The organism is Clostridia bacterium, from assembly GCA_034926675.1.
GTDB lineage: Bacteria > Bacillota > DTU025 > DTU025 > DTU025 > JAYFQW01.
Map to the genome: position 1 here is coordinate 54,760 of JAYFQW010000070.1, position 22,277 is coordinate 77,036.

Sequence of the window (22,277 nt, forward strand, 5' to 3'; positions counted from 1 at the left end):
CCGGGCAATACATGGCGGTCCCACAGGGGCGGGACCGCCATGTTCATCTACATCGACCCGTTCATGGTATTCCCAACGACAATATCCATGAAGATCGTGCTCCTCACGGTCCTCGGTGGGTTGGGCTCCATCCGCGGGCGGATCCCGCGGGTGGAGCCATGATCCTGCCCTGCCGCCACGACCCACAGAAGCCACTATGCCTTGCAGACGATCATCGATTCCTCACGGAGCACTATCCCTACATCCTGGCCGGGCTCGAATATTCCGTGGGTCGCAGGATCGTAAGAGGTCACCTTTATGACCGAGCCCTCCAGGCCCACATCATACTCCATTTTCTCCCCCATGTAGGTGATGCCCTCGATGCGCCCGTGCAGCCGCGGGCTCCGATCATCCGATGGCGAGTCGCCGCCTGCTGCCAGGCTGATGGATTCAGGCCGCACCATCAAAAACACCGTATCGCCTTGATTGAGTTCAATGCTGGGCCGACTGGTCGTGAAGGATTGCCCAGCGAAGGCTGAAGTGGCAGTCTCGGCGTCGAGTCGCTCGATTACTGCAGGAAGGCTGTTCACCTTTCCGATGAACCCTGCCACGAAGTTGGACGCAGGGTGAGTGTAGATCTCCTGAGGAGAACCCGCCTGCGCTACTTCTCCTTGGTTCATCACTATCACCCTATCCGATATGCTCAAGGCCTCTTCCTGGTCATGTGTGACGTAGAGGCTCGTAATATTCAGAGACTGCTGCAGGCGGCGTATCTCCGAGCGCATCTGCACACGCCGCTTGGCATCGAGGTTCGATAGAGGTTCATCCAAGAGCAGGACCTCTGGATGGGTGACGATCACCCGGGCCAGAGCTACTCGTTGCTGCTCACCCCCTGATAGCTGACTGGGTTGGCGCCTTTCCATGCCCTCGAGTCCAACAAGTTGAAGTACGTCTGCAACTTCCTTATGTCTCTGCGATATGGGCATGCCCTTGACAGCGAGTCCGTAGGAGACATTCTCGAAGATGTTCATGTGGGGGAACAGTGCATAGTTCTGGAATACGAATCCGATGCTCCGCTTGTTTGGCATTATCCCAGTCACATCCCGCTCTCCGATGAAGATGCGTCCTGCAGTAGGGTTTTCGAATCCAGCTATCATGCGAAGAGCGGTGGTCTTTCCGCATCCTGAGGGGCCCAGGAGCGTCACCAACTCTCCGGGTTTAACCACGAGGTCCAGGCTTCTCACTGCGTGAACTGCTCCCCGTTCTGCGTGGAAGAAGGTTTTGCTTATGCCCTCAAGCCGTATACCACTAGCCATTGCTGACCCTCCTTGACCTAGCGGATCTGGGTGACGCCCACTGATTCATGCATGCCGGCACGGCGCATCACCCACCGGATAACGCTCATCGTGATGAAGACGATTGCGATGACGAGTATCGAGAATCCAGCAGCATGCCCTAGCTCCAGCTCTGTGGCGCCTTCCAGAATCCTCACAGTGATCAGTGTCCAGTTCACTGAGATTAGGAATATGGTGGCGCTGATTGCTGTCATTGCCCTGATGAACATGATCTCAAGCCCGGCGAAGAAAGCAGGTGCAACCAGCGGTATCGTGATCTTCCTGAATGTCGTAGCCGTGCTGGCTCCGAGGCTTGCTGAGGCTTCCTCTATGGCGGGATCTATCTGATGGAGAGTAGCTATTGTTGCCCGTATTCCAGTTGCACTGTATCTGAACACATAGGCTGCTATGAGTATCCAGGCCGTGCCGGCTATGGCGAACGGGGGGTTGTTGAACGACAGAAGGTATCCGATACCCACGATGATGCCTGGCAGGCTGTAGTTGATCATCGACACGAACTCCATCAAGCCCTTGCCTGGGAGCGATTTCTTCGACACAAGGTAGCCAACAAGCACGCCATACAGGCCCCCAAGGGGCATCGATGCGAAGGCTATCATAAGTGTGTCGCGAATCGCCTTCCGCCCGAATGTGAAAATGTACCGATAGTTCTCAAGAGTGAATGTGTGATTGGCGCCCCACGCTCTGACGAGTGATCCGAATAGGATGGATCCGTAAAGGAAGAAGATGAAAATGGAAATACACAGACAAATGCCCAGCAACACCCAGCGAGCTCCTGCACTCACTATCCTGCTTCCACTTTGGGCTCCCGATTTTCCAGACACCGTGATGTAGCTTCGCCGGCCCACCCAGTAGCGCTGGAGGCTGAATATGACCAGCGAAGGCACGAGCAGTAGGAAGCAGAGTGCGGCCCCGCCCTTCATATCGTACAGCCCAGTGATCTGAAGATACGCCTGAGTGGGCAGAACTGGGAAGCGTGCGCCTGAGAGAATTAGCGGACTTGCGAAGTCAGCCAGTGAGCTTGCAAACAGGACAAGAAGCGAATTGGCCAGGCCAGGTATGGTAAGGGGAAGCGAGACGGTGAGGAACACCCTCAAACGAGAGCCGCCAAGGCTGAATGCTGCGTCTTCCATGCTCAGGTCCACATTCGCGAGGACTCCCCTCATGGTCAGGTATGCGATGGGAAAGTAAGTGAGCACTTCAGCGAGAAGTGCACCCTGCAGACCGTATATGTTGGAGTGCCCAATGCCGAGTATGTTGTAGGTGATCAATCCACGCGGTCCCAACGCAAATAGAATAGCCAACGCGGACGTAAAGGGCGGCGAGATCATGGGGAGAAGGCAGGCTGCATCGATGATCCACTGCCAGGACTTTGCCACACCGATTCTGGCGTAGGTGAAGGCAAACAGGTAGCCCAACGCTGTTCCGATTACGGCCACGAGAGTGCCAAGGAAGATACTGTTTCTCAGAGCTAGCCTGTTGTTTGGGCGCGACAGTATCTGTATGAGCGGCTTGACCGTGACTTGCCCCTTGTTGAGGAACGCTGCGCCAATGAGCTTAGACAAGGGATACAGCACGAACAGCATCATGGCGGCCCACACGGCGAGAACCGCGAAGAGCAGAGCAGGGTCGCAGGTCAGATTGCGCAGATCCGTTCTCCATTTCGCCTCCGGTGCTAGGTGCGAGTGGGGAACGCCCATACCATATGGTTCTGCCGGCACATTTCTCCCTCCTAGAAAAGGCGGCCCGAGGGCCGCCTTCCCGTACATGCTTCTAGTGCTCATTTGAACCAACACTGTTCTGCCCGGCGGAGTGGGAGCTGGATCACTGGCCGAGAGTCTCTGTGACCCACCGGTCGATCAGACGCTGTCTGTTGTCGGCGGCCCACTTCAGGTCGAGATCAAACAGCTTGGCGCCTGTGACTTCGATCAGATCAGACACCTTCGCGCTTGGGTGCGTGGGCATGAAGCCTATCCCGTGTTTTGAATACAGGCTCTGAGCTTCAGCAGTGACGAGCCAGTCGAGGAATCTCTTGGCCAGATCATGGTTCTTGCCGTTCTTCACCAAGGCGCAGGCCTCGACTGCCACAACGCTTCCTTCCTTGGGGAAAGTGATCGCTACATCGTAGCCTTTCTGCTGTGTGAGAATGCAGTCCACAAGGAAGAACACGCCCGCCCCGGCCTGGCGAGTGCCAACGGGGACGGTGCCGCCGCCGCCGCTCTTGGTGTACACCTGGACCTGCCTATCGAGTTCCTTCATGTACTTGTATGCAGCGTCCTCACTACCCAAGGCGAATATCAGCGACATTATTCGATTGACACCAGTGCCCGATGTGCGCGCATCAGCCATCTGCAACTGCTGACGATATACGGGGCTAAGCAGGTCATTCCAGGATGCTGGGGGTTTCAGCTTGTTATCAGCAAGGAATCCTCTGTTCGACAGCAATACCACCGGATTCAGGGCGATTCCGGTGTAGAACCCCTTAGGGTCCTCAGGGATCGACTTCACCCCAGTGGGGAAGTAGCTTTCAAGAACGCCCTCATCCACAGCTGCTGCGAAGGTGTCGGCAGGCCCGCCGAAAACCATTCCCACCCTCGGGTTGTCTTTCTCTGCGATTATTCGGGCAAGAACCTCTCCCGATGAGTGCCGCACGAAATTGATCTTGATGCCGGTTTTCGCTGTGAACTCCTGAAACATGGGAGTGCAGAACGACTCAGGCCAGATGCTGTAGACGTCGAGCACAGATGCGCTCCCCACGCCCGCCGTAGCCAAGGCGAGAACGAGCAGGATAGATACCGCCAGAATGCTGCCTCTTCTCTTGTTCATGCTTGGTTTGCCTCCCGTCGTGAAATGTACGCCACTGGAAACCCATTCTACACAGCGGATGGAAACCCTCCCAGTATTGGGCCAATCGAGTATGCACCATACACCGTCGAATCTTGCTTCGCAAGAGGCGAGCCCGGCTCATTAGGTTCGCCTGGATTGTTTGCTGAACCAATGGACCGAAGCATGAGCTAGTAGTAGCGCGGAGTTGGGCGCGCACCGCATTTGCGTACGGCGGTTGCGGTGCAAGAGATGCGGTGCATCGGTTTCGCTCCTACCGAGCTTCGTCCTACGCAGTTACCTGCACTTAATGTGCCAACGATTAGTACAGCAATACCGGCAATCCCCTTCACTGCCTACCGCACACCGATCATCAACACCGGCCACGAAACTCGCTGTGCAATCCGATCGGACGTCTCGGGCGCTCCGAGCACGATCACGAACGCCAGCAACTTCCTTCCAACGCACCAGCTTGCGCCCCACATATGTATCATGGCTACAACTATTGCCACACATCTTTAGCTGCATCCCACAAAGGAGTGCGGCCGTCTGTGCAGAATTCAAAACCCAGGAACAGAATTCGAGCCCACGGACCTGGAATTGCGCCTGAGGATGGCGCGCGTGAATTGGTCGCGGGGGAAACTGGAGATCGCAATGAACGACGAGCTCATCGCAGTGTTGGCTGAACAAGTAACTGAACAGGTTATCGGCTGGCGTCGGCAGATCCATGAGCACCCCGAAGCTGGGTTTGAGGAGATTAACACATCGGATCTGGCGGCCCGACTTCTCTCCAGTGTTGGCTGTGTGGTTCGGAGCGGCATTGCGAAGACTGGCGCTGTTGGGCTTCTCAGGGGAGGCCGTCCAGGGCCAACCGTGGCCTTAAGGGCCGACATGGATTCGCTGCCGATAGCCGAGGATACTGGATTGCCGTGGGCCTCGCGCGTGCCGGGCAGGATGCATGCCTGCGGGCACGACGGCCATGTAGCCATGCTGATGGGCGCGGCCTGGGTTCTTAGCCAAGTCAGAGATGACCTTCCAGGCAATGTGAAGTTCATATTCCAGCCGTCGGAAGAACGCGATGGTGGAGCTGCGCCCATGATCGATGCCGGAGTGCTGGAGGAACCCCACGTTGATGCGATCTTCGCCACGCATCTTTGGCCTGATGTTCCGTTCGGTTCGATACGAGTGCACAGGGGTCCAGCGATGGCGTCCCTCGACGAGTTCTCGGCCCGCATTCACGGCAGAGGCGGACACGTGGCCACTCCGCACAAGAGCGTCGATGCGATTTCTGCAGCTGGGACGTTTATCACCCAGTTGCAGACTATCGTGAGCCGCGAAATCGACCCAACGGAACCTGTGGTTGTGAGTGTAGGGCGAATCGAGGGAGGCACGGCTTACAATGCCATCGCGGATGAAGTGTTCATGAATGGGACTGTCCGCGTGGTGAACCCTTCGCTTCGGCAAGTGGTGAAGGACAAGATTGAGGCGCGCCTCAGGGGCGTGGCCGAGGCCACGGGAACCGGCTATGACTATGATTATCACTTTGGCTACCCGCCGGTGGTCAACTCGACGCGAATGGCGGAGTTCGTTAACGCATCTGCTGGCCGCATCCTTGGCAATGACCATAGTGGGTATGCCGAGCGCCCATCCCTCGTTGGCGAAGACTTTGCGTACTTCGCCCAGCAGGCGCCAGGCGCCATCTTCCTATTGGGTGTCGGCGACGAGCTGACCGGCTGTTACCCCCTGCACCACCCGAAATTCACCTTCAATGAAGCAATCATGACAACTGGGGTACGGCTCCATGCTCAGCTCGCCGTCGACTTCTTATTTCGAGATCCCGAGTAGTCTGCCTGGATTTCGGGAGGTGATCATCGGAGCAATTGCCAGAACAACACATGCGCGCACATTGTGCCCTGGCGTAGATCGGAATCGGTTTCAACTAAGATCAGAGAGGGTGTAAAGCATGCTTAGAAAGAATATGCTCTTCTGCGTATTGGCGATGGCGCTGATCTCCTCCACGATCGTTTCTGCGGCTGCTCCTGTGTACAAGATCGCTCTGGTGGCTCCGTTCACAGGGTCGGGCTCAATACTTGGCGAGTACATTAAGAACTCCTTCGCCATGGCTGTTGACGAGGTCAATGCCAAGGGTGGAGTGAAGGGCCGCAAGATCGAGTACGTGATCTACGATGACGCTGCATCGCCGGCAACTGCGATCAACGTAGTGACCAAGGCCATCCTAAACGACAAGGTCGATGCCGTATTTGGCCCCAACATGTCAAGCTGTGTGTTGGCTGTTAACCAGATCGCAAAGGACAACAAGATTCCGATGATGGTTGGAGCGACTTCACCATCGTTCGGGTACGACAAGATCGGAAACGAGTGGCTCTTCCGCCTTCGCGCGGATGACGAGGTCAAGGTGGTTAACCTCGTTAAGTACGCTGTGGAGAACATGAAGGTTAAGAAGCCAGCCATCATCCATGGATCTACGGACTACTGCGTAGTGGCTAAGAACGTGGCCATACGCGAGTTCGAGAAGTATGGAATCAAGACAGTCGCTATCGAGCAGATTAAAGAAGGCGAAAAGGACGCCACTGGCCAGTTGCTCAAGGTCAAGAGGGGCAACCCCGACGTGCTTGTTGGGCTTACGCATGAGCCTGAGGCTGCAGTCGTCGTAAGGCAGTTCCGTCAGCTCGGAATGAAGGACTGCGACGTCATAGGGTTCTCCGCTTGGGGCGTTCCCGCATTTACTGACCTAGCCGGAACTGCCGCCGAGGGCGTAGTTGCAGTGCAGGGATTTACGCCTGAGTACAAAGACGCCAAGGTTCAGGAGTTCGTGGCCAAGTACCAGGCACGGTACAACTCGCTTCCAAGCGATCCGGCGCAGGCATACTACGACGGTCTGCACCTGCTGAAGAGCGTCATCGAGAAGGTCGGTTTCGAGCGCGTCGACATCCAGAAGGGCCTCACTGAAGTGAGGGGTTTCCAGGGTGTTCAGGGTCCACTGACCTGCGACGCCAAGCATAACTTCACCAACTTCTCGCTCATCTCCCAGTTCAAGGGCGGACGCTGGGATATCATCACCGCGATTCACTAGGTTCCTAGCGGCTTTCGCTGAAGCCGAGAATGAGTCCATTCCCCTAGATGGCGGGCGGCGCGAAACCACGCCGCCCGCGGATCTGGGGGATGCCCATGTTGAGGCACTGAGGGGTGGAGACACTGGATGCTTAGCATTATGATCCAAAACGCCGTCAGCGGCATCGCCATAGGCTTGCTTTACGGTTTGATCGGTCTTGGCGTTGTGCTGTTTTTCCAAACGACGAACCTCATGAACTTTGCCCACATATCGTCCGCCATGTTGGGCGCATATCTGTGCTACACATTCTACGTGATGCTTAAGCTGCCATTCCCGGCAGCAATGGTCTTGGCGATTCTTGCCGTGGCACTGTATGGTCTGGCTCTCAAACACTTCGTATACGCGCCGCTTGCCCGCCGCGATGGCGGACGGCTGGAGTTTATAATTGCCACTTTGATGCTATCAGTGTTTCTGTTGAACGCTGTCATCGTCATCTGGGGAGGAACGCCTTTGCCGTTCCCGCCGGTGTTCGGGGATCCAAGCAACCCTTTGTTCATCGGCGATGTGGCTATCCAGAGACACTCTCTGTGGGTTCTGGGCTACGTGACGGTGTTTGTAGTAGCTTTGCAGCTGTTCTTCACCAAGACCATGACTGGCAAATCTCTCCGGGCTGTGGCGCAGAACCCGGCCGCGGCGAAACTGATGGGGATCAACGTGGATAGAATGCTTACGCTTTCGTTCATGTTGAGCACCGGGGTGACTGCGCTAGCAGGCATACTCCTTGCTCCTTCCTATTTCGTGTCGCTCGATCTCGGCGGAGGCATCATCGGCATCAAGGGGTTTGCTGCCGCAGTGATAGGGCGCATGAAGAAGCCGTATGTGGCGCTAATCGGCGGGGTGATGATAGGGCTTGCAGAGAACTTCGTGGTGCTTTTCGCGTCATCAACCTACCGCGACGTCATCACATTCCTGTTCCTGATTTTGTTCCTTGTCGCTCGCAAACAGTCGGAATCCTAAGAAGGGGGTGAGAAAGCAGATGAACAAGAAGAGAACTATCGTCATAATGGCTATAGTGGCTGCATTCCTTGCGGTTCCGATCTTCGACAGGAATCAGTACCATGTGTACATTCTCGACCGTGCGCTGCTCAACTGCATGATTGCGAGCGGACTTGTCGCCCTCACCGGGTTTGCGGGCCAGATGTCCCTGGGCCACGCGGCATTCTACGGTATTGGAGCGTACGCGTCGGCGATTCTCACCACCCGTGTTGGGCTTCCGGTATGGCTTGGCATCATCTTGGCGGCAGGCTTGTGCTTGCTCGTTGGGATGCTCCTGAGCATTCCGTCTTTCCGGGTGTCCGGATTCTACCTGTCACTCGTCACGATTTCCTTCGGCAACATCGTATGGGCGCTCATCGTGAACTGGCAGTCTCTCACCGGAGGGCCGCTGGGGTTCGCCGGCATACCACCGGTCAGGTTTGGTGGGCAGCCCATTAGCAAGGTCGGGTTCTTCTATCTCGCCGCGGCGATTCTGGCCTCCATATTCCTTGTGAGCTATCGGCTTGCGAACTCCTTCATTGGGCGGGGGCTTAGGGCCATGAGCGATGATGAGATGGCTGCAGAGACTGCAGGCATCGACACCAAGCGGCTAAAACTGCTCGTGTTCTCGCTCTCCGCAGCTTACGCCGGAATTGCCGGAGGCCTCTATGCGCACCTTTCGACCTTCCTTAGCCCCGAGAGCTTCGTGCAAGGCGAGTCGGCGAATTTCGTTGCAATGTCTGTGGTGGGCGGGCTTCGGCACATCCTCGGAGGAGTGATCGGCGGCCTCACGGTCACGGTTATCCCTGAGTTCCTGCGCGTTAAGGGCTGGGAGGTCTACTACCTGATGGGATCCAGCCTGGCCATACTGGTCCTCGTTATACTGCTTCCATCAGGGCTCGCCCCCACCATCGAAAGGGGCATGAGCCGCTTGTTCGGCACTTCGCAGGACGGCCAGAGAAAGTAGGTGCGTTGTGGCATGAGTATACTCTCGCTGAAAAACGTTACAAAGCGCTTCGGAGGGCTAGTGGCCGTCAACGATCTGTCGTTCGATATTCCCGAGGGGAAGGTCACTGGCCTCATAGGTCCGAACGGCTCGGGCAAGAGCACGACGATCAACCTGATTTCGGGCGTGCTCACTCTCAGCGCAGGGCAGATTGAGTACTGCGGGAAGAAGATATCCGGGCTTGCGCCTCATCAGATCGCGGCGATGGGTGTGGCCCGCACCTACCAGCAGATCCGCCTTTTTGAGAAGATGACAGTGCTTGAGAATGTGCAGGTTGCGAGGAACATCGCCTACGGGTCTAACCTCGCTGATGTCCTTGTGAGCACGCGGAGGCTCAAAGGGGAGGACAGCACCCAGACGCAGAAGGCCATGGAACTTCTTGAGCTGGTTGGGTTGGCCGACAAGGCGAGGGAGATCCCCAAGAACCTCCCATACGGCTTCCGCCGCTTCCTCGAGATCGCACGGGCATTGGCACTGGAACCGAAGCTTCTCCTGCTCGACGAGCCTGCCGCTGGGATGAACCGGGATGAGTTCATGGCAGTAACGGACCTCATCATACGGCTGCGCCAGCTAGGACTCAGTGTTCTCTTGGTGGAGCACACCATGGAGTTCGTGGAGACCGTAGTGGACCAAGTGGTTGTCCTCAACTTCGGGCAGAAGCTGGCTGAGGGCGCCTTCCACGATATCGAGAAGGACCCCCAGGTTATCGAGGCGTATCTCGGCAAGGAGGAACTGTAACATGCTGGAAGTACGCCATCTGAGTGTTTCATATAACGGGATCCCTGCGCTTCGCGATGTCTCTCTCGATGTGCATGAGAAGGAGACTGTCTCGGTGTTGGGCCCAAACGGAGCAGGCAAGACCACGCTGCTCCGGGCGCTCTCGGGTTTGGTTCCGTGCAGCCAAGGAAGCGAGATCATGTTCCTCGGCGAGCCTCTGGTCGGGCTAGCGCCGGATGCGATCGTGCCGCGGGGAGTGATCCAGGTTCCTGAGGGGCGGCAGATCTTCCCTGAGCTCAGCGTGCTTGAGAATATCGAGATCGGCACTGTTAGGCGGAAGGATCGGAGCGCTGCAAACGGCGATATCGCTGATATGTTCGAGATCTTCCCTGAGCTCAAAGGGAGAGAGAAGCAGTACGGCGGAACTCTCTCAGGAGGGGAGCAGCAGATGCTGGCCATCGCCAGGGCGATGGTGGCAAAGCCCAAGCTATTGATGATCGATGAGCCTTCAATGGGTCTTGCGCCTGTCGTAGTGCAGCGCATATTCCGTCTGATAAAGAACGAGATCCGCCAGCGCGGAATCACGGTGCTCCTAGTGGAGCAGAATACGTCCCTGTCGTTCGCTGTGAGTGACCGAGCTTACATCGTCACCCAAGGCGAGGTGGTCATGAACGGGACTGTTGCAGAACTTTCCAATGACCCGCGGGTGAAGGAGACATATTTCCGCGGCCGCGGGGGCAAGTAGGAGGAGAGAACCAGATGGAACTACGGAGCCGAGGCATAACCTCAGAGCCGCCGCAGAGAGCGCTCTTGAAGGGATGCGGGCTTTCCGACAACGACATGCGGCTGCCGCTTATCGGCATTGCCAACTCCTATAGCCAGCTCTCACCTGGCCACATTCACCTCCGCGAGGTCTCGGACTATGTCTGCAGGGGCGTGAGGTATGCAGGTGGGACCCCGCTGGAATTCAACACCATTGCCCTGTGCGACGGCCTTTCGGGGGCCTTCGTCCAGCATAAAGAGGCACAGCGTTACACCTTGCCTCATCGTGACCTCATCGCCGATTCCGTGGAGATGGCGATAGAGGCGAATCAGCTCGATGCCATGGTGTGCATCGGAACATGCGACAAGATAGTCCCTGGGATGCTCATGGCATGCGCGAGGCTCAATATCCCTGCCGTGTTTGTCTTCGGAGGATCGATGACGCCTGGCAGGTACAAGGGCAAGATCGTCTGCGGCGGCGCAACTGAGATGATCGAGGCGACTGGAGCATACAAGGCCGGAACTCTCAGCGAAGAAGATATGAATGCGATGGTTGAGAACGCCTGCCCAACGCCTGGCGCGTGCGGGGCTATGGTAACAGGCAACAGCATGGGCGTTTTCGCTGAGGCTCTTGGAATGGGGATCCCTGGCTCGGGAAGTGCACCAGCCATGGACTTTCGGCAGCTTCGCATGGCGGAGCAGGCCGGACGGGCCGTTGTGGATCTTGTGCATAGAGGGATCACTGCGCGCAACATTATCACTAAACCTGCGATAGAGAACGCTATCAGGGTGCTTTGCGCCACCGGCGGTTCCACCAACTGCGTGCTGCACATAATCGCCATCGCGCGCGAGGCCGGCCTTGAGGTTGACTTCAGCCTCATCGACCGTTTGAGCCGGGCAACGCCGCATCTGGCGCCGCTGGTTCCATCGGGCAAGTACAGCGTTCCCGAGTTCTTCGAGGCAGGCGGGGTTCCCGGCGTTATGAAACGGCTCGAAACCAGGCTGAACCTGGACTGCATGACAGTCACCGGACACACAGTGGCCGAGAATCTGAAGTCGGCGCGCATTCTGGATGAAGATGTCATTCGCCCTCTCGACAACCCCTACAAGCCTGAAGGGGGAATCGCCGTTCTTGTTGGCAATCTGGCGCCAGAGGGCGCGGTTGTCAAGCAGTCGGCAGTCATGCCTGAGATGCAGCAGCACACCGGCCCAGCGCGGGTGTTTGACTCCGAGGAAGCTGCGGTCGACGCCATATACGCCGACCAGGTCAAGCCGGGTGATGTGGTCGTCATCAGATACGAGGGACCAAAGGGCGGACCTGGCATGCGTGAGATGACGACGGCGATAGGAGCTATATGGGGCAAGGGCCTCCAGGGCTCGGTATCGCTCGTTACCGATGGGCGCTTCTCCGGGGCCATACGTGGGCCGGCGATCGGGTACATCTCCCCAGAAGCAGCCGAGGGAGGACCCCTCGCAGTTGTGCGGGATGGGGATCAGATAGAGCTGGACATACCAGGCCGCAGGATCGTCCTGCACGTGCCAGACGAGGAGATAGCCAAGAGGCTCTCAACTTGGACGCGGCCCCCGTTCAAGATATCCCATGGATGCCTCCGTGTGTTCGAGAGATACGCAGGCTCGGCGAGCCGTGGGGCACTTGTTGAACTGCGCGACAGAACAGAATGAGGGAGATAGCTGTGCTATGGATTCCAGAACCATAACTCTGCCCTACGGTGGCCAGAGCGTTGAGTTCACACTCGCCGGCGCCGAGCTAATAGGGCAGTACGGAATCGCGGAAAGGCCTCCCGTTCAAGACCTTGGGCAGGCAGTGCGCTCCGCGCTTGCAGCGCCTGTAGCATCCGACGCTCTCTCTAGGATGGCGCGGGGCAAGGCACGAGTGGTCATCATCTCCGACGACGCAACTCGGCCTACCCCCGTGGCAAGCATAGTCCCGTGCGTCATGGATGAGCTTAACGCGGCGGGGGTCACTGATGACGCGGTTACCGTGGTGATGGCAAATGGCACGCACAGGTCCATGACTCAGGCTGAGATCGAACAGAAGATTGGCCCTGAGATGGCCTCCCGTCTGCGTGTTGAGAACCACGATTACCGCGCGGATGACTTAGTGGATCTCGGTGCGACGCCAAGTGGTGTTCCTGTTGCCATCAACCGGAGGGTCGCCGAGGCAGACCTGGTGATCGGCATCGGGAGCATAGTCCCTCACCGTTACTGTGGATGGTCCGGGGGCGCCAAGATCGTGCAGCCTGGGGTGTGCGGTGAGAAGACTACCGTGGCCACGCACTTGATGATCACTCGAGACCCGGGCGTCCGCCTCGGAAACGTGGAGAACGTTGTGCGGCACGAGATGGAGGCTGTGGCGAAAAGAGCTGGTCTCCGGTTCATAGTGAATGTGGTTCTCAACGCTCGAGGAGAAGTGACTCATGTTGTGGCAGGCGATCCAATGCGTGCGCATCGGGAAGGAGTGGTGCGGGCCATGGAAGTGGCTGCTGCATGCATTCCCTGCCGCGCTGATCTGGTGATCGCAGGGTCGCATCCTGCCGATATGAACTTCTGGCAGGCCGGGAAGGCGCTCTACACGGCCGACTTGGCTGTTGTTGACGGTGGCACGATCATACTGGTGACTCCGGCTTATGAGGGGATAGGTGAGCACCCGGAGTTTGGTGCGCTGCTCGGGGTGGAGTATGACGAGATCATGAGCAGCCTCGAACGCGGGCTCATAGGCGATAGGCTTGGAGCAGCCGCGGCGCTAGCAGTGCGGCTAGTTGCGCGGCGCGCGAAGATCGTTGTGGTCACCGATGGCCTGCGGCGCGAGGAAGTGGAGAAGATGGGCTTCGAGTACTATCCCAGGCTCGAGCTCCAGCGAGCGGTGGATAATGTGGTCGCCAGATACAGAGGGGGCGCGGGGTGCGAGGCGTGTAAGGCAATCGTGCTCACTGAGGCGCCGGATGTGTTGCCAGTGATTCAAAGTGAACTAGATCAGAACGGAATCGCTGCCGAATCGGAACTGGACCGGAGCTGATGGGCCAGCCTGAGGCAGGATGGTGGTGTAGATATAGTGACAACTCAGATGAACCAGAAGCAGAGGCTCTTGAAGTACGGCGAACGCTCAATTGCCGTTGAGATTCCAGGTAGTGTGAGCACGCGCGAATTGCTGCCTAGGCCGGCTCGTCCGCTCGACGATCCCGAGGCGGCGCTCGAGGCGGCGCTTGACTGCCCAATCGGGGCTCCTAGGCTTGAAGACACTGTGCGGGCCGGTGAGCGAGTTGCTGTGCTCGTGCCTGATGTGACCAGACTATGGTCGCGCACCCGCGACTACTTGCCATCCATTCTCTCGCGGCTGCAGTGTGCAGGCATAAGAGACTCCGATATCACCTTGTTCGTGGCATGCGGCACCCATCGGCAGAACACGCCTGAGGAGACGGCGCTGATTGTTGGGGCTGAGGCTGCTGCACGCTTCCGTGTCGTTCAGCACCATCCTGATGGGCCTGTTGTGTCAGTCGGAACGACTTCGCGGGGCACGCCCGTGGAGATCGACGCGGCAGTTGCTGAGCACGATCGGCTGATCATGACCGGAGGCATCGTTCACCATGCCATGGCAGGGTATGGCGGAGGCCGCAAGAGCATTATCCCAGGTATCGCATCACGCAGAGCTGTGAAGGCGAATCACCTGTGGGTCCTCGATCCATGCAAGCCGGGGATCAGAGAAGGTGTGGGCTCAGCCTTCACCGACGGCAACCCCTTGCACGAAGACATGGTGGAGGCTGCCGCCCTCGCGAAGCCGGATTTCATAGTGAATGTCGTCACCGACGCCGATGGAGAATTCGCTGGGTTTTATGCAGGCCATTGGCTTGAGGCATGGCAGGCTGGATGCCGCCGTGTTGATGAGCTCTACTGCGTGCCTCTGGACAGGCGCGCCGACGTGGTAATCGGCTCGTGTGGTGGATACCCGCGCGATATCTCTATCTACCAGGCAAGCAAGGCTTTCTACAACGCCTGGATGGCGGTGAAGCCCGGAGGCGCGATTGTGCTCTTCGTGGAGGCACGCGATGGCGGGGGCGGCGAGGAGTTCTTCAGGTGGTTCAACTACCCGAGCCTTGAATCATGCTGCCAGGCGCTTCGGGCGGACTTCACCATTGCCGGGTATATGGCGTTTCTCGTCTACTGCATCGCCACTCAGAACAATGTTGTGCTAGTCACCGATCTGCCGGAAGACCAAGTGCGTCTCATGCACATGACCCCCGTCAGGCCACGGGAAGCCCTCAACATCGGAAGCTACGTTAAGGCTTCAGATGATGTCCTTCTCATGCCAGAGGCGGCTATCACCCTGCCACGGTCCATTTAGAACTGAGGAGGTGTTTCCGGCTCTACAGTCGCCGGGAGAAGATGAAAGAGATTGAAAACATGAAGATGGAAGGCTCTCCGTGGTTCACAAACGGAGTCAAGTGGGTTTCCCCGATGAACTTCGACCCCATCGTGAGGCCTGCCGCTGCCTCGAAGGAAGTGTACATCCACGATGTGACTCTGCGCGATGGCGAGCAGACATGCGGCCTAAACTGGACCGAAGACGAACGTGTGAAGATCGGGGTGGCCCTCGACGATCTAGGTGTGAAGCGCATCGAGGTTGGGATGCCAGCGGTATCTGAGGACATCTCCCGGGCCATCAACAGGCTTGTGAAGATGAACCTGCACGCGGAGATAGTCCCGTTCGCACGCTGCATAAAGGAAGATATCGACGCAGCTGTTGATACCGGAGCGAATTCGGTCGTTGTGGAACATGCGGTAAACCCGTATACATGCCTCCATGGATACCACGTCGATTCCGCGAAGTTGGTTGATAGAATAGTCACGTCCGTCAGCTACGCCAAGGGCCTCGGCCTGCATACCACGTTCATGGGTTGGGACGTAACCCGGGCGACTTACGACTATGTGTTTGGGATATATGAAGCTGTAGTCAAGCAAGCCAAGCCGGAGGCTGTTGTGTTCACCGATAGCTTTGGGGTCGCTTCCCCGATGGCGGTGTATCATGCCATTCGGACTCTGAAAGAAAGGTTCCCTGGCGTACGCGTCGAGTTCCACGTCCATAACGAGTTCGGCATGGCAATGGGGTCGGTTGTAGCTGCGGCCTATGCTGGGGTGGACGGGATTCACTCGTCGATCAATGGGCTAGGAGAGCGCACTGGCAACGTGGCTACTGAAGAGGTGGCGGCTGCTCTCAAGCTCCTGCTAAACATAGATACTGGTGTGAACCTCAGCAAGCTCGGAGAGGTATCGACTCTGGTGGAAGAGATCTCTGGCGTTCCAATATGGGCAAACAAGCCCATCAACGGCAAGCGCCTGTTCTGGCTGGAATCTGGAGTTGTGGTCGACGCCAAGTCGAAGATCGAGGGAGCCGGCATAAAGCCTGCCATGTGTCCGTTCATGCCGGAAGTTGTGGGGCATGAGCCCATCCGCGTTGTCATGGGAGGCTCAAGCGGCAAGGCCAGCGTCAAGTTCTTCCTTGAGCAGCGGGGGATCCCGTGCACAGATAAGCAGGTAGACGAGGTTCTAGAGAGGGCGAAGAACCTTGGCCGCGAGAATCGTCGAGTGCTGACTGACGAGGAGATCGACAGCATAATTGCCGACGTGTGCGGCAAGTGAGGTGCGGACCCATGGTTAGGGTGATACTGCTCGATCCTGCCGATAACGTCGCCACACTAGTTGGCGCGGGTCGAAAGGGCGACACGGTTGAACTCGTCACGCTGCTAAACGATATCCCTTCCGGGCATAAGGTTGCATTGCGCGCCATCGGTCGCGGAGAACAGGTGATCAAGTACGGGGCGCCCATAGGCATTGCGACGAGCGACATTGCCCCCGGAACCCATGTGCACATCCATAACGTGGAGAGCGCTCGGGGGAAGGGACGTGGAACGGAGTGAGGCAGATGAGGACTTATCTTGGGTACTGTAGGTCCGATGGGTCTGTCGGTATTCGCAACCACGTTCTCGTTCTGCCGACCGTAGTGTGCGCGAACGCAGTCGTGGAAGAGGTGGCCCGTCGCGTGCCTCAGGCAGCGCCGATTACCCACCCCTACGGCTGCACTCTGGATCCAGTGGCTAATGAGGAGATGACCAGCATCCTAGCTGCTACTGCAGGGAATCCGAATGTATTTGGAACTGTGATTGTGGCCCTGGGGTGCGAGACTGTTGTTGCCGAAAAGGTACGGCAGCGAGCGGTGGCGCATGGCAGGCGAGTGGAGCTCGTTGTCATACAGGATGAAGGAGACACTGAGGCTGCTGCTGACAAGGCATCTGCTATCGCCCGCCGAATGGTGGAGATGAGTGCGGACGAGCGAAGGGTGGAATGTGGGCCCGAGTCACTTGTGGTGGGGCTGGAGTGCGGCGCATCCGATGCTTTCTCTGGGCTTTCGGCGAACCCTGCGGTGGGCCGCGCATCGGATCAGCTGGTCGATATGGGAGCGACCGTTATCCTCTCGGAGATAACTGAGTTCATGGGAGCTGAACAGATCGCGGCTGCACAGGCAGCTGATGAGAAGGTGCGCCGCGATGTGCTTGATGTTGTGGCGCGAACCGAGCGGGAACTGGCGGCGATAGGCCCAGGCTACGGTTTCAGCGACATCACCCCAGGAAACATGGAGGGCGGCCTCACTACCATCGAAGAGAAATCGCTTGGATGTATCCGAAAAGGGGGCAGCCGACCGATAATGCAGGTGGTTGGATATGGAGAGCGCCCCGGGAGACACGGGCTCATCATCATGGACACTCCTGGCCAAGACATCGAGTCGCTCACCGGGATGATGGCTGGCGGGGCACAGATGGCGCTGTTCACGACTGGCCGCGGAACACCCACTGGCTCGCCGGCAGCGCCTGTGATCAAGGTCGTGAGCAACACTCCCACATTCGAGAAGATGCGCAAGAACCTCGACATAAACGCAGGCGGCATAGTCGATGGAACCAGAAGCCTCGACGCAGTGGCCGGCGACATCGTCGACTTCATATTCGAAGTGGCGGGAGGGCGACTTACTGCATCTGAGGCTCACGGCCATCGCGAGTTCGGACTCCGGCGCCGTGGAGCGACGGGCTGCATCTACTAGCAGGTTCTGCTGGCCTTGCGGCTGAGCAGCGAATGCTTGAGGAGTGGGGAACGTGGAGCGCGACAACTGCAATATCCTGGTGATCAACCCCGGTTCTACGTCCACAAGGGTCGCAGTGTTTCAACGTGATAAGCCGATCATTGTTGAATCGTACTCTCATACCGCGGATGAGTTGTCGCGCTTTCCACACATAATGGACCAGCTTGAGTGGAGGCGCGGGCTTATAGAGCAAGCCCTCGCGGATCACAGATTCGACATGCATTCCCTGGCTGCCATTGCATGCAGGGGGGGCCGCTTGAAGCCTCTTCCAAGTGGGACTTACCTTGTGAATGATCGGATGATCGATGACTCCCGCCGTGGTCTTCAGGGCGAGCATGCTTCGAACCTTGCCTGTGTGATCGGCGGGATGATAGCCAGAACCATCGGTATACAGGCGTTCATAGTGGACCCTGTATCAGTTGATGAACTGGATGACATTGCGCGCATCGGTGGGCTGAAAGAGATCCAAAGGAATAGCCTCTCACATGCGCTCAACATGAAGGCGGTTGCGCGGCGAGGAGCGACTGACATAGGGAAGCGCTACGAGGAGAGCCGCATCATAGTGGCTCACATCGGCGGTGGAGGCTCGGTGAGCGCACATCAAAACGGGCGGATGATCGATCTGATCAACTGCGACAAGGAAGGGCCGTTCACCGCGGAGCGCGCTGGAGGGCTGCCCACCCTTGACCTTGTAAACCTCTGCTATTCCGGACGCTTCACCCGCGACGATGTGGTCAAGATGCTCGTGGGTGGAGCAGGGCTCATGTCGCACCTGGGGACGAAGGATGCGCGTGAGGTGGAGCGGCGGATCGCCGAAGGAGACCAGCGTGCTGCACTGGTGTATCAGGCTATGGCCTACCAGTTCGCAAAGGCCATAGGGAGCATGGCGACAGTGCTTCTGGGAGCGGTGGACCTCATAGCAGTCACAGGAGGCATGGCCCATTCGGACAGGCTTGTTTGCGACATTCGGAAGCGCGTGGAGTTCATTGGCGAAGTTCGCGCGTACCCCGGAGAAAACGAGCTAGAGTCGCTTGCCTTAGGCGTGTTGAGGGTGTTGCTAAACCAGGAGATGCCAAAGGTGTACGAATGAGCCCAGCGAGGGCATGCGGCGGGAGGACGACTTGGATGAACGGTTTCGATGAAGTAATGACCTTGGCGCCGCGTGGCCGGACCATAGCTGTTGCGGGCGCAGCCGACGATGTGGTTCTCAAGGCCATATCTGAGGCCTACAAGTGCGGCATCATCTCTGGCGGTGTGTTCGCCGCGGCCAATGCAGGCTGTGAGGACAGGGCACGTGAGCTTGGGCTGGAGGGATTCCAGGTTGTAGAAGGCGGAACCGATGCCGACGTATGCGCGAGCGCAGTGAGGGCAGTGCGAGACGGGCAGTGCGACATTCTAATGAAGGGGTTCGTTCAAACCCGCGATTTCATGCGGGCCGTGCTCGACCGAGACCGGGGATTGGCCACCGGACGTGTTCTTTCGCAGACGGGAGTGTATGAGATCCCCGGACTCGACCGTATACTGCTCATGGCTGATGTCGGTATCGTGATATCGCCCACGCTTGAGCAGAAGATCCAGATCGTGGAGGGAGCGCTCGACGTGGCCTACGCACTGGGTATTGCACGTCCCCGAGTTGCGATGCTTTCGTGCGTCGAGACGATCAACCCGGCGATCCCTGGAAATGCCGACGCATGCCTGGTTGCTGCCATGGGCCGCCGCGGGCAGCTAGACGGGGCGAGGAAGGTCAGGCCTGCCCGTGGGCGAGGAACCGGCAACCCGGGCTGCTGTGGCGACGACGGGGGCGCGGGCGGTGCCGGGGCTGGGATCGGGGCCAATGCTGTGTGCGGCGGACCCCTGGTGGACGGCCCACTTGCTCTGGATAACGCCATTTCGCCAGAGGCCGCATCGCACAAGGGCATAACATCGCAAGTTGCAGGGCGGGCGGATATCCTGATCACGCCCGACCTGAATTCAGGCAACATGCTGGCGAAATCAGCGATATACTTCGCCGGCGCCGGCGCCGCAGGCATTGTCACTGGAGCCACACGTCCGATTGTTCTCACGTCCCGCGCCGACAGTGACGCAACCAAACTCCATTCGATCGCGGTGGCTGCTTTGATGGGCGCATATAGTTGAGTCTTGTAAGCAGGCGCCGACGGCGCGTTGCTCGAATTGTACGGGCAGCGAGGTAGGGGCGGGACTTGAGGCAAAGGAGGGGCGGCCGTTGAGTTTCACTGTTGAGGAAGCGCTTTCCCTCACCCAACTCAGTGGGGTTCGTGTGCTTGCCGGTAAGCAGGGCATTTCACGCACGATCGAGCATGTTACAGTAGTTGACGCACCCGATGCAGTAGATTGGCTTCGAGGCGGTGAACTGGTTCTCACTACTGCCTACATAATACGCGAAGCGCCCGAGGCTCAGCTCGAATTCGTCCATCGACTTGCCGCCTCCGGGGCGGCGGCCCTTGGAATCAAGCTACGGCGCTTCATCGATGCGCTATCAGATGATGTGATCGCGTTCGCCGACTCTGTTGGATTGCCCATTATCGAGATCCCATTCGAGGTTGCATGGATCGATGTGATAACCCCCGTCCTCACCGAAGTGGTGGAGCGGCAGGCCAGCATTCTGAAGCGTTCACTGGATATCCACACTCAGTTTATCGACACGGTTCTGCATGGCGGAGAGATGACCGATATCGCGCGAGTGCTCGCGGGGCAGATCGGCACTGCAGTGGCTGTGACGGATATGAAGTGGAATGTGATCGCATCCGCAGGAGTCCCTTCCGACTATGGCGATGGGCTGCCGGCCTCCTGGAACGAGGAAGTTTCCCTTTTGAGGAGTGTTGGCTCATGCGCGAGTGCGCCCGAAAGCTGGGCGCTGTCTCCCGACATGTGCTGCCTCCCTGTTTGCGCGCCAGGTGTATTGGAACACTGCGTGGTTGCAGCCGCCGCGGGCGATGATACCAGATGGGGACGGGTACTGGTTTTGGAGCCGGACCAGAGGTCTTTCACCAAGATGGACGCAATCGCTATCGGGCACGCGGTCACAGCGGCAACCCTTGAGGCACTCAGGATGAAGGCAGAAGAGAATGTAGAGAGACGGTTCAGATTTAGCTTTTGGGATGATCTCATGCATCGGCGCTATGAGTCTCCAGAGGCCCTAGTGAAACGGGCCCGGTCATTCGCGCTTGATCTCACCGTGTCGCATCTTGTCCTTGCAGCGGCCGTGGATACCAACGGGCCGGGGCATGCAGGCGCCTACGGAGACGGGGTGTTGTTGCAGGACGAGATTGTACGGACGGTCGAAACGCGCAGCAGCCAGTTGTGGGAGGCGCCGATCACGTGCTTTGCATACAGAGGCGGAGGCGCTATTCTCGCGCCGTGGAGCGGCCCAGACGACCCGCTGCAGGCCAAAGAGAAAGCGCTGTGGCTGGCTAGAGAATTGCACCAAGTGCTCAACGCCGAGATTGCCCCACGCACTGTCTCGATCGGAGTTGGCAGGTTTAACTCCGATGCTCTCTCCGTTTCTCGTTCCTATCAGGAAGCGCATGAGTGTCTTGCGCTTGGGGGCATAGTGTTCGGGCGCAACAGGGTAGTGCACTTTGATGAACTTGGCGTCTACCGTATCCTCTCAAAGTGCATGAATAGGAGCGAGCTCTCCACATTTACCCAGGACCAGCTTGAGGCGATTGAGCGATATGATACCGAGCACAACACAGAGCTCCTAGAGAGTTTGGAATGTTTCGTTGATACTGGCGGGAACGCGCAGGCAGCGGCAGATCGCATCTTTGTGCATGTGAACACCATGAAGTACCGCCTCCGGCGTATTGAACGGATTGCCGGAATCGATCTCTCAAACCATGAGACTCGCTTCAACCTTGAATTAGCTCTTCGCGTACGTCGCTACCTACGGGCAACAAGGTAGCGTGGTCGCTGCCCACCTGATATGGCAGCCAGCAGAACCAGCTGATCGCCCCACGAACATGCACATGAACAGCGAGTTATAGTCGAAGGTGAATATCTCGGGGCTTACGAACCTCTGGAAGCTGACAAACAGAGCCCCAGCCACTCCTGTGTACACGCCGCACATGACGAAGGCGAGGAGCTTCACCTTGAGTGGTTCGATTCCCAGCATCTCGCCAGCGAGCTCGTCGTCGCGGATTACCTTGAACGCGCGTCCGAATCGGGAGTCCTCAACGAGCACAGCGATTATCGCGAGTGCTAGGGCCAGCTGAGCGCTGCTGTAACCCATGTTCAGCACCCTTGGGCGTTCAATCGCTCGGTTTTCGCTGCAGCCCTGAGCTCGTTAGGTACTTTGTACTGGGGCATTGCCTTGGCATCGCGGAAGGCAACGTCTCGCATGCCGTTTACAGCCGCTGATGCGGC

20 protein-coding genes are annotated in these 22,277 nt (G+C 58.0%); 16 read left to right on the plus strand and 4 right to left on the minus strand.

Going from position 1 to position 22,277, the window contains the following annotated elements; genetic code table 11:
• Positions 1 to 39: 39 nt before the first annotated feature.
• Positions 40 to 162, plus strand: a complete 123-nt coding sequence (locus VB144_14005; GenBank protein ID MEA4884741.1) for a hypothetical protein — start codon at positions 40 to 42, stop codon at positions 160 to 162.
• Positions 163 to 194: 32 nt separating this feature from the next.
• Here VB144_14005 and VB144_14010 read toward each other — a convergent pair whose 3' ends face one another.
• The 3 genes from VB144_14010 to VB144_14020 form a co-directional block, all read right to left on the minus strand.
• Positions 195 to 1,295, minus strand: coding sequence for an ABC transporter ATP-binding protein (locus tag VB144_14010; protein MEA4884742.1), 1,101 nt, complete (start codon positions 1,293 to 1,295; stop codon positions 195 to 197).
• 17 nt (positions 1,296 to 1,312) lie between these two features.
• Positions 1,313 to 3,052: an iron ABC transporter permease gene (locus VB144_14015; protein ID MEA4884743.1), complete on the minus strand. Its 1,740-nt coding sequence runs from the start codon at positions 3,050 to 3,052 to the stop codon at positions 1,313 to 1,315.
• A 103-nt stretch (positions 3,053 to 3,155) separates the two neighbouring features.
• Complete coding sequence (locus tag VB144_14020) at positions 3,156 to 4,157, minus strand: ABC transporter substrate-binding protein (GenBank protein MEA4884744.1); 1,002 nt, start codon at positions 4,155 to 4,157, stop codon at positions 3,156 to 3,158.
• A gap of 618 nt (positions 4,158 to 4,775) precedes the next feature.
• Between VB144_14020 and VB144_14025 the strand changes: the two genes are divergently transcribed.
• From VB144_14025 to VB144_14095, 15 genes are all read left to right on the plus strand, one after another.
• Positions 4,776 to 5,999 carry an amidohydrolase gene (locus VB144_14025; protein ID MEA4884745.1) on the plus strand — a complete coding sequence of 408 codons (1,224 nt, stop codon included), beginning with the start codon at positions 4,776 to 4,778 and terminating at the stop codon, positions 5,997 to 5,999.
• A 118-nt stretch (positions 6,000 to 6,117) separates the two neighbouring features.
• Positions 6,118 to 7,248 carry an ABC transporter substrate-binding protein gene (locus VB144_14030; GenBank protein ID MEA4884746.1) on the plus strand — a complete coding sequence of 377 codons (1,131 nt, stop codon included), beginning with the start codon at positions 6,118 to 6,120 and terminating at the stop codon, positions 7,246 to 7,248.
• Between the two features lie 126 nt (positions 7,249 to 7,374).
• Complete coding sequence (locus tag VB144_14035; protein ID MEA4884747.1) at positions 7,375 to 8,244, plus strand: branched-chain amino acid ABC transporter permease; 870 nt, start codon at positions 7,375 to 7,377, stop codon at positions 8,242 to 8,244.
• Positions 8,245 to 8,263: 19 nt separating this feature from the next.
• The gene (locus VB144_14040) at positions 8,264 to 9,229 is read left to right on the plus strand and encodes a branched-chain amino acid ABC transporter permease (protein MEA4884748.1); all 966 of its coding nucleotides are present in this window, start codon (positions 8,264 to 8,266) and stop codon (positions 9,227 to 9,229) included.
• A gap of 12 nt (positions 9,230 to 9,241) precedes the next feature.
• Entirely contained in the window at positions 9,242 to 10,006 is a 765-nt protein-coding gene (locus VB144_14045; GenBank protein MEA4884749.1) for an ABC transporter ATP-binding protein, read from the plus strand.
• A gap of 1 nt (position 10,007) precedes the next feature.
• Positions 10,008 to 10,730, plus strand: coding sequence for an ABC transporter ATP-binding protein (locus VB144_14050; protein ID MEA4884750.1), 723 nt, complete (start codon positions 10,008 to 10,010; stop codon positions 10,728 to 10,730).
• Positions 10,731 to 10,744: 14 nt separating this feature from the next.
• The gene (gene ilvD / locus VB144_14055; protein MEA4884751.1) at positions 10,745 to 12,430 is read left to right on the plus strand and encodes a dihydroxy-acid dehydratase; all 1,686 of its coding nucleotides are present in this window, start codon (positions 10,745 to 10,747) and stop codon (positions 12,428 to 12,430) included.
• A gap of 16 nt (positions 12,431 to 12,446) precedes the next feature.
• Positions 12,447 to 13,784 (plus strand): nickel-dependent lactate racemase, encoded by a 1,338-nt coding sequence (larA, locus tag VB144_14060; protein MEA4884752.1) that lies wholly within the window; start codon positions 12,447 to 12,449, stop codon positions 13,782 to 13,784.
• 36 nt (positions 13,785 to 13,820) lie between these two features.
• Positions 13,821 to 15,107 carry a nickel-dependent lactate racemase gene (gene larA, locus VB144_14065; protein ID MEA4884753.1) on the plus strand — a complete coding sequence of 429 codons (1,287 nt, stop codon included), beginning with the start codon at positions 13,821 to 13,823 and terminating at the stop codon, positions 15,105 to 15,107.
• Positions 15,108 to 15,148: 41 nt separating this feature from the next.
• Complete coding sequence (locus VB144_14070; protein MEA4884754.1) at positions 15,149 to 16,402, plus strand: homocitrate synthase; 1,254 nt, start codon at positions 15,149 to 15,151, stop codon at positions 16,400 to 16,402.
• Between the two features lie 11 nt (positions 16,403 to 16,413).
• The gene (locus VB144_14075) at positions 16,414 to 16,680 is read left to right on the plus strand and encodes a UxaA family hydrolase (GenBank protein ID MEA4884755.1); all 267 of its coding nucleotides are present in this window, start codon (positions 16,414 to 16,416) and stop codon (positions 16,678 to 16,680) included.
• 5 nt (positions 16,681 to 16,685) lie between these two features.
• On the plus strand, positions 16,686 to 17,855 hold the full coding sequence (locus VB144_14080; GenBank protein MEA4884756.1) for a UxaA family hydrolase: 1,170 nt from the start codon (positions 16,686 to 16,688) through the stop codon (positions 17,853 to 17,855).
• Between the two features lie 52 nt (positions 17,856 to 17,907).
• The gene (buk, locus tag VB144_14085) at positions 17,908 to 18,984 is read left to right on the plus strand and encodes a butyrate kinase (protein ID MEA4884757.1); all 1,077 of its coding nucleotides are present in this window, start codon (positions 17,908 to 17,910) and stop codon (positions 18,982 to 18,984) included.
• A gap of 35 nt (positions 18,985 to 19,019) precedes the next feature.
• Positions 19,020 to 20,030, plus strand: coding sequence for a phosphate acyltransferase (locus VB144_14090; protein ID MEA4884758.1), 1,011 nt, complete (start codon positions 19,020 to 19,022; stop codon positions 20,028 to 20,030).
• An 88-nt stretch (positions 20,031 to 20,118) separates the two neighbouring features.
• The gene (locus tag VB144_14095) at positions 20,119 to 21,816 is read left to right on the plus strand and encodes a PucR family transcriptional regulator ligand-binding domain-containing protein (GenBank protein MEA4884759.1); all 1,698 of its coding nucleotides are present in this window, start codon (positions 20,119 to 20,121) and stop codon (positions 21,814 to 21,816) included.
• Here the strand turns inward: VB144_14095 and VB144_14100 are convergent.
• Positions 21,799 to 22,143, minus strand: coding sequence for a hypothetical protein (locus VB144_14100; GenBank protein ID MEA4884760.1), 345 nt, complete (start codon positions 22,141 to 22,143; stop codon positions 21,799 to 21,801). The two genes, VB144_14095 and VB144_14100, sit on opposite strands and share 18 nt — an antisense overlap.
• Positions 22,144 to 22,277: the final 134 nt, after the last annotated feature.

Bases quoted from the DNA above. Each gene is read 5' to 3' on its own strand.
- VB144_14100 (MEA4884760.1), bottom strand. From the start codon at position 22,143: ATGGGTTACAGCAGCGCTCAGCTGGCCCTAGCACTCGCGATAATCGCT.
- VB144_14075 (MEA4884755.1), top strand. From the start codon at position 16,414: ATGGTTAGGGTGATACTGCTCGATCCTGCCGATAACGTCGCCACACTA.
- ilvD (MEA4884751.1), top strand. From the start codon at position 10,745: ATGGAACTACGGAGCCGAGGCATAACCTCAGAGCCGCCGCAGAGAGCG.
- VB144_14010 (MEA4884742.1), bottom strand. From the start codon at position 1,295: ATGGCTAGTGGTATACGGCTTGAGGGCATAAGCAAAACCTTCTTCCAC.
- VB144_14030 (MEA4884746.1), top strand. From the start codon at position 6,118: ATGCTTAGAAAGAATATGCTCTTCTGCGTATTGGCGATGGCGCTGATC.
- VB144_14080 (MEA4884756.1), top strand. From the start codon at position 16,686: ATGAGGACTTATCTTGGGTACTGTAGGTCCGATGGGTCTGTCGGTATT.
- VB144_14050 (MEA4884750.1), top strand. From the start codon at position 10,008: ATGCTGGAAGTACGCCATCTGAGTGTTTCATATAACGGGATCCCTGCG.
- VB144_14040 (MEA4884748.1), top strand. From the start codon at position 8,264: ATGAACAAGAAGAGAACTATCGTCATAATGGCTATAGTGGCTGCATTC.
- VB144_14070 (MEA4884754.1), top strand. From the start codon at position 15,149: ATGAAAGAGATTGAAAACATGAAGATGGAAGGCTCTCCGTGGTTCACA.
- VB144_14090 (MEA4884758.1), top strand. From the start codon at position 19,020: ATGAACGGTTTCGATGAAGTAATGACCTTGGCGCCGCGTGGCCGGACC.
- VB144_14005 (MEA4884741.1), top strand. From the start codon at position 40: ATGTTCATCTACATCGACCCGTTCATGGTATTCCCAACGACAATATCC.
- VB144_14035 (MEA4884747.1), top strand. From the start codon at position 7,375: ATGCTTAGCATTATGATCCAAAACGCCGTCAGCGGCATCGCCATAGGC.
- VB144_14045 (MEA4884749.1), top strand. From the start codon at position 9,242: ATGAGTATACTCTCGCTGAAAAACGTTACAAAGCGCTTCGGAGGGCTA.
- VB144_14020 (MEA4884744.1), bottom strand. From the start codon at position 4,157: ATGAACAAGAGAAGAGGCAGCATTCTGGCGGTATCTATCCTGCTCGTT.
- larA (MEA4884752.1), top strand. From the start codon at position 12,447: ATGGATTCCAGAACCATAACTCTGCCCTACGGTGGCCAGAGCGTTGAG.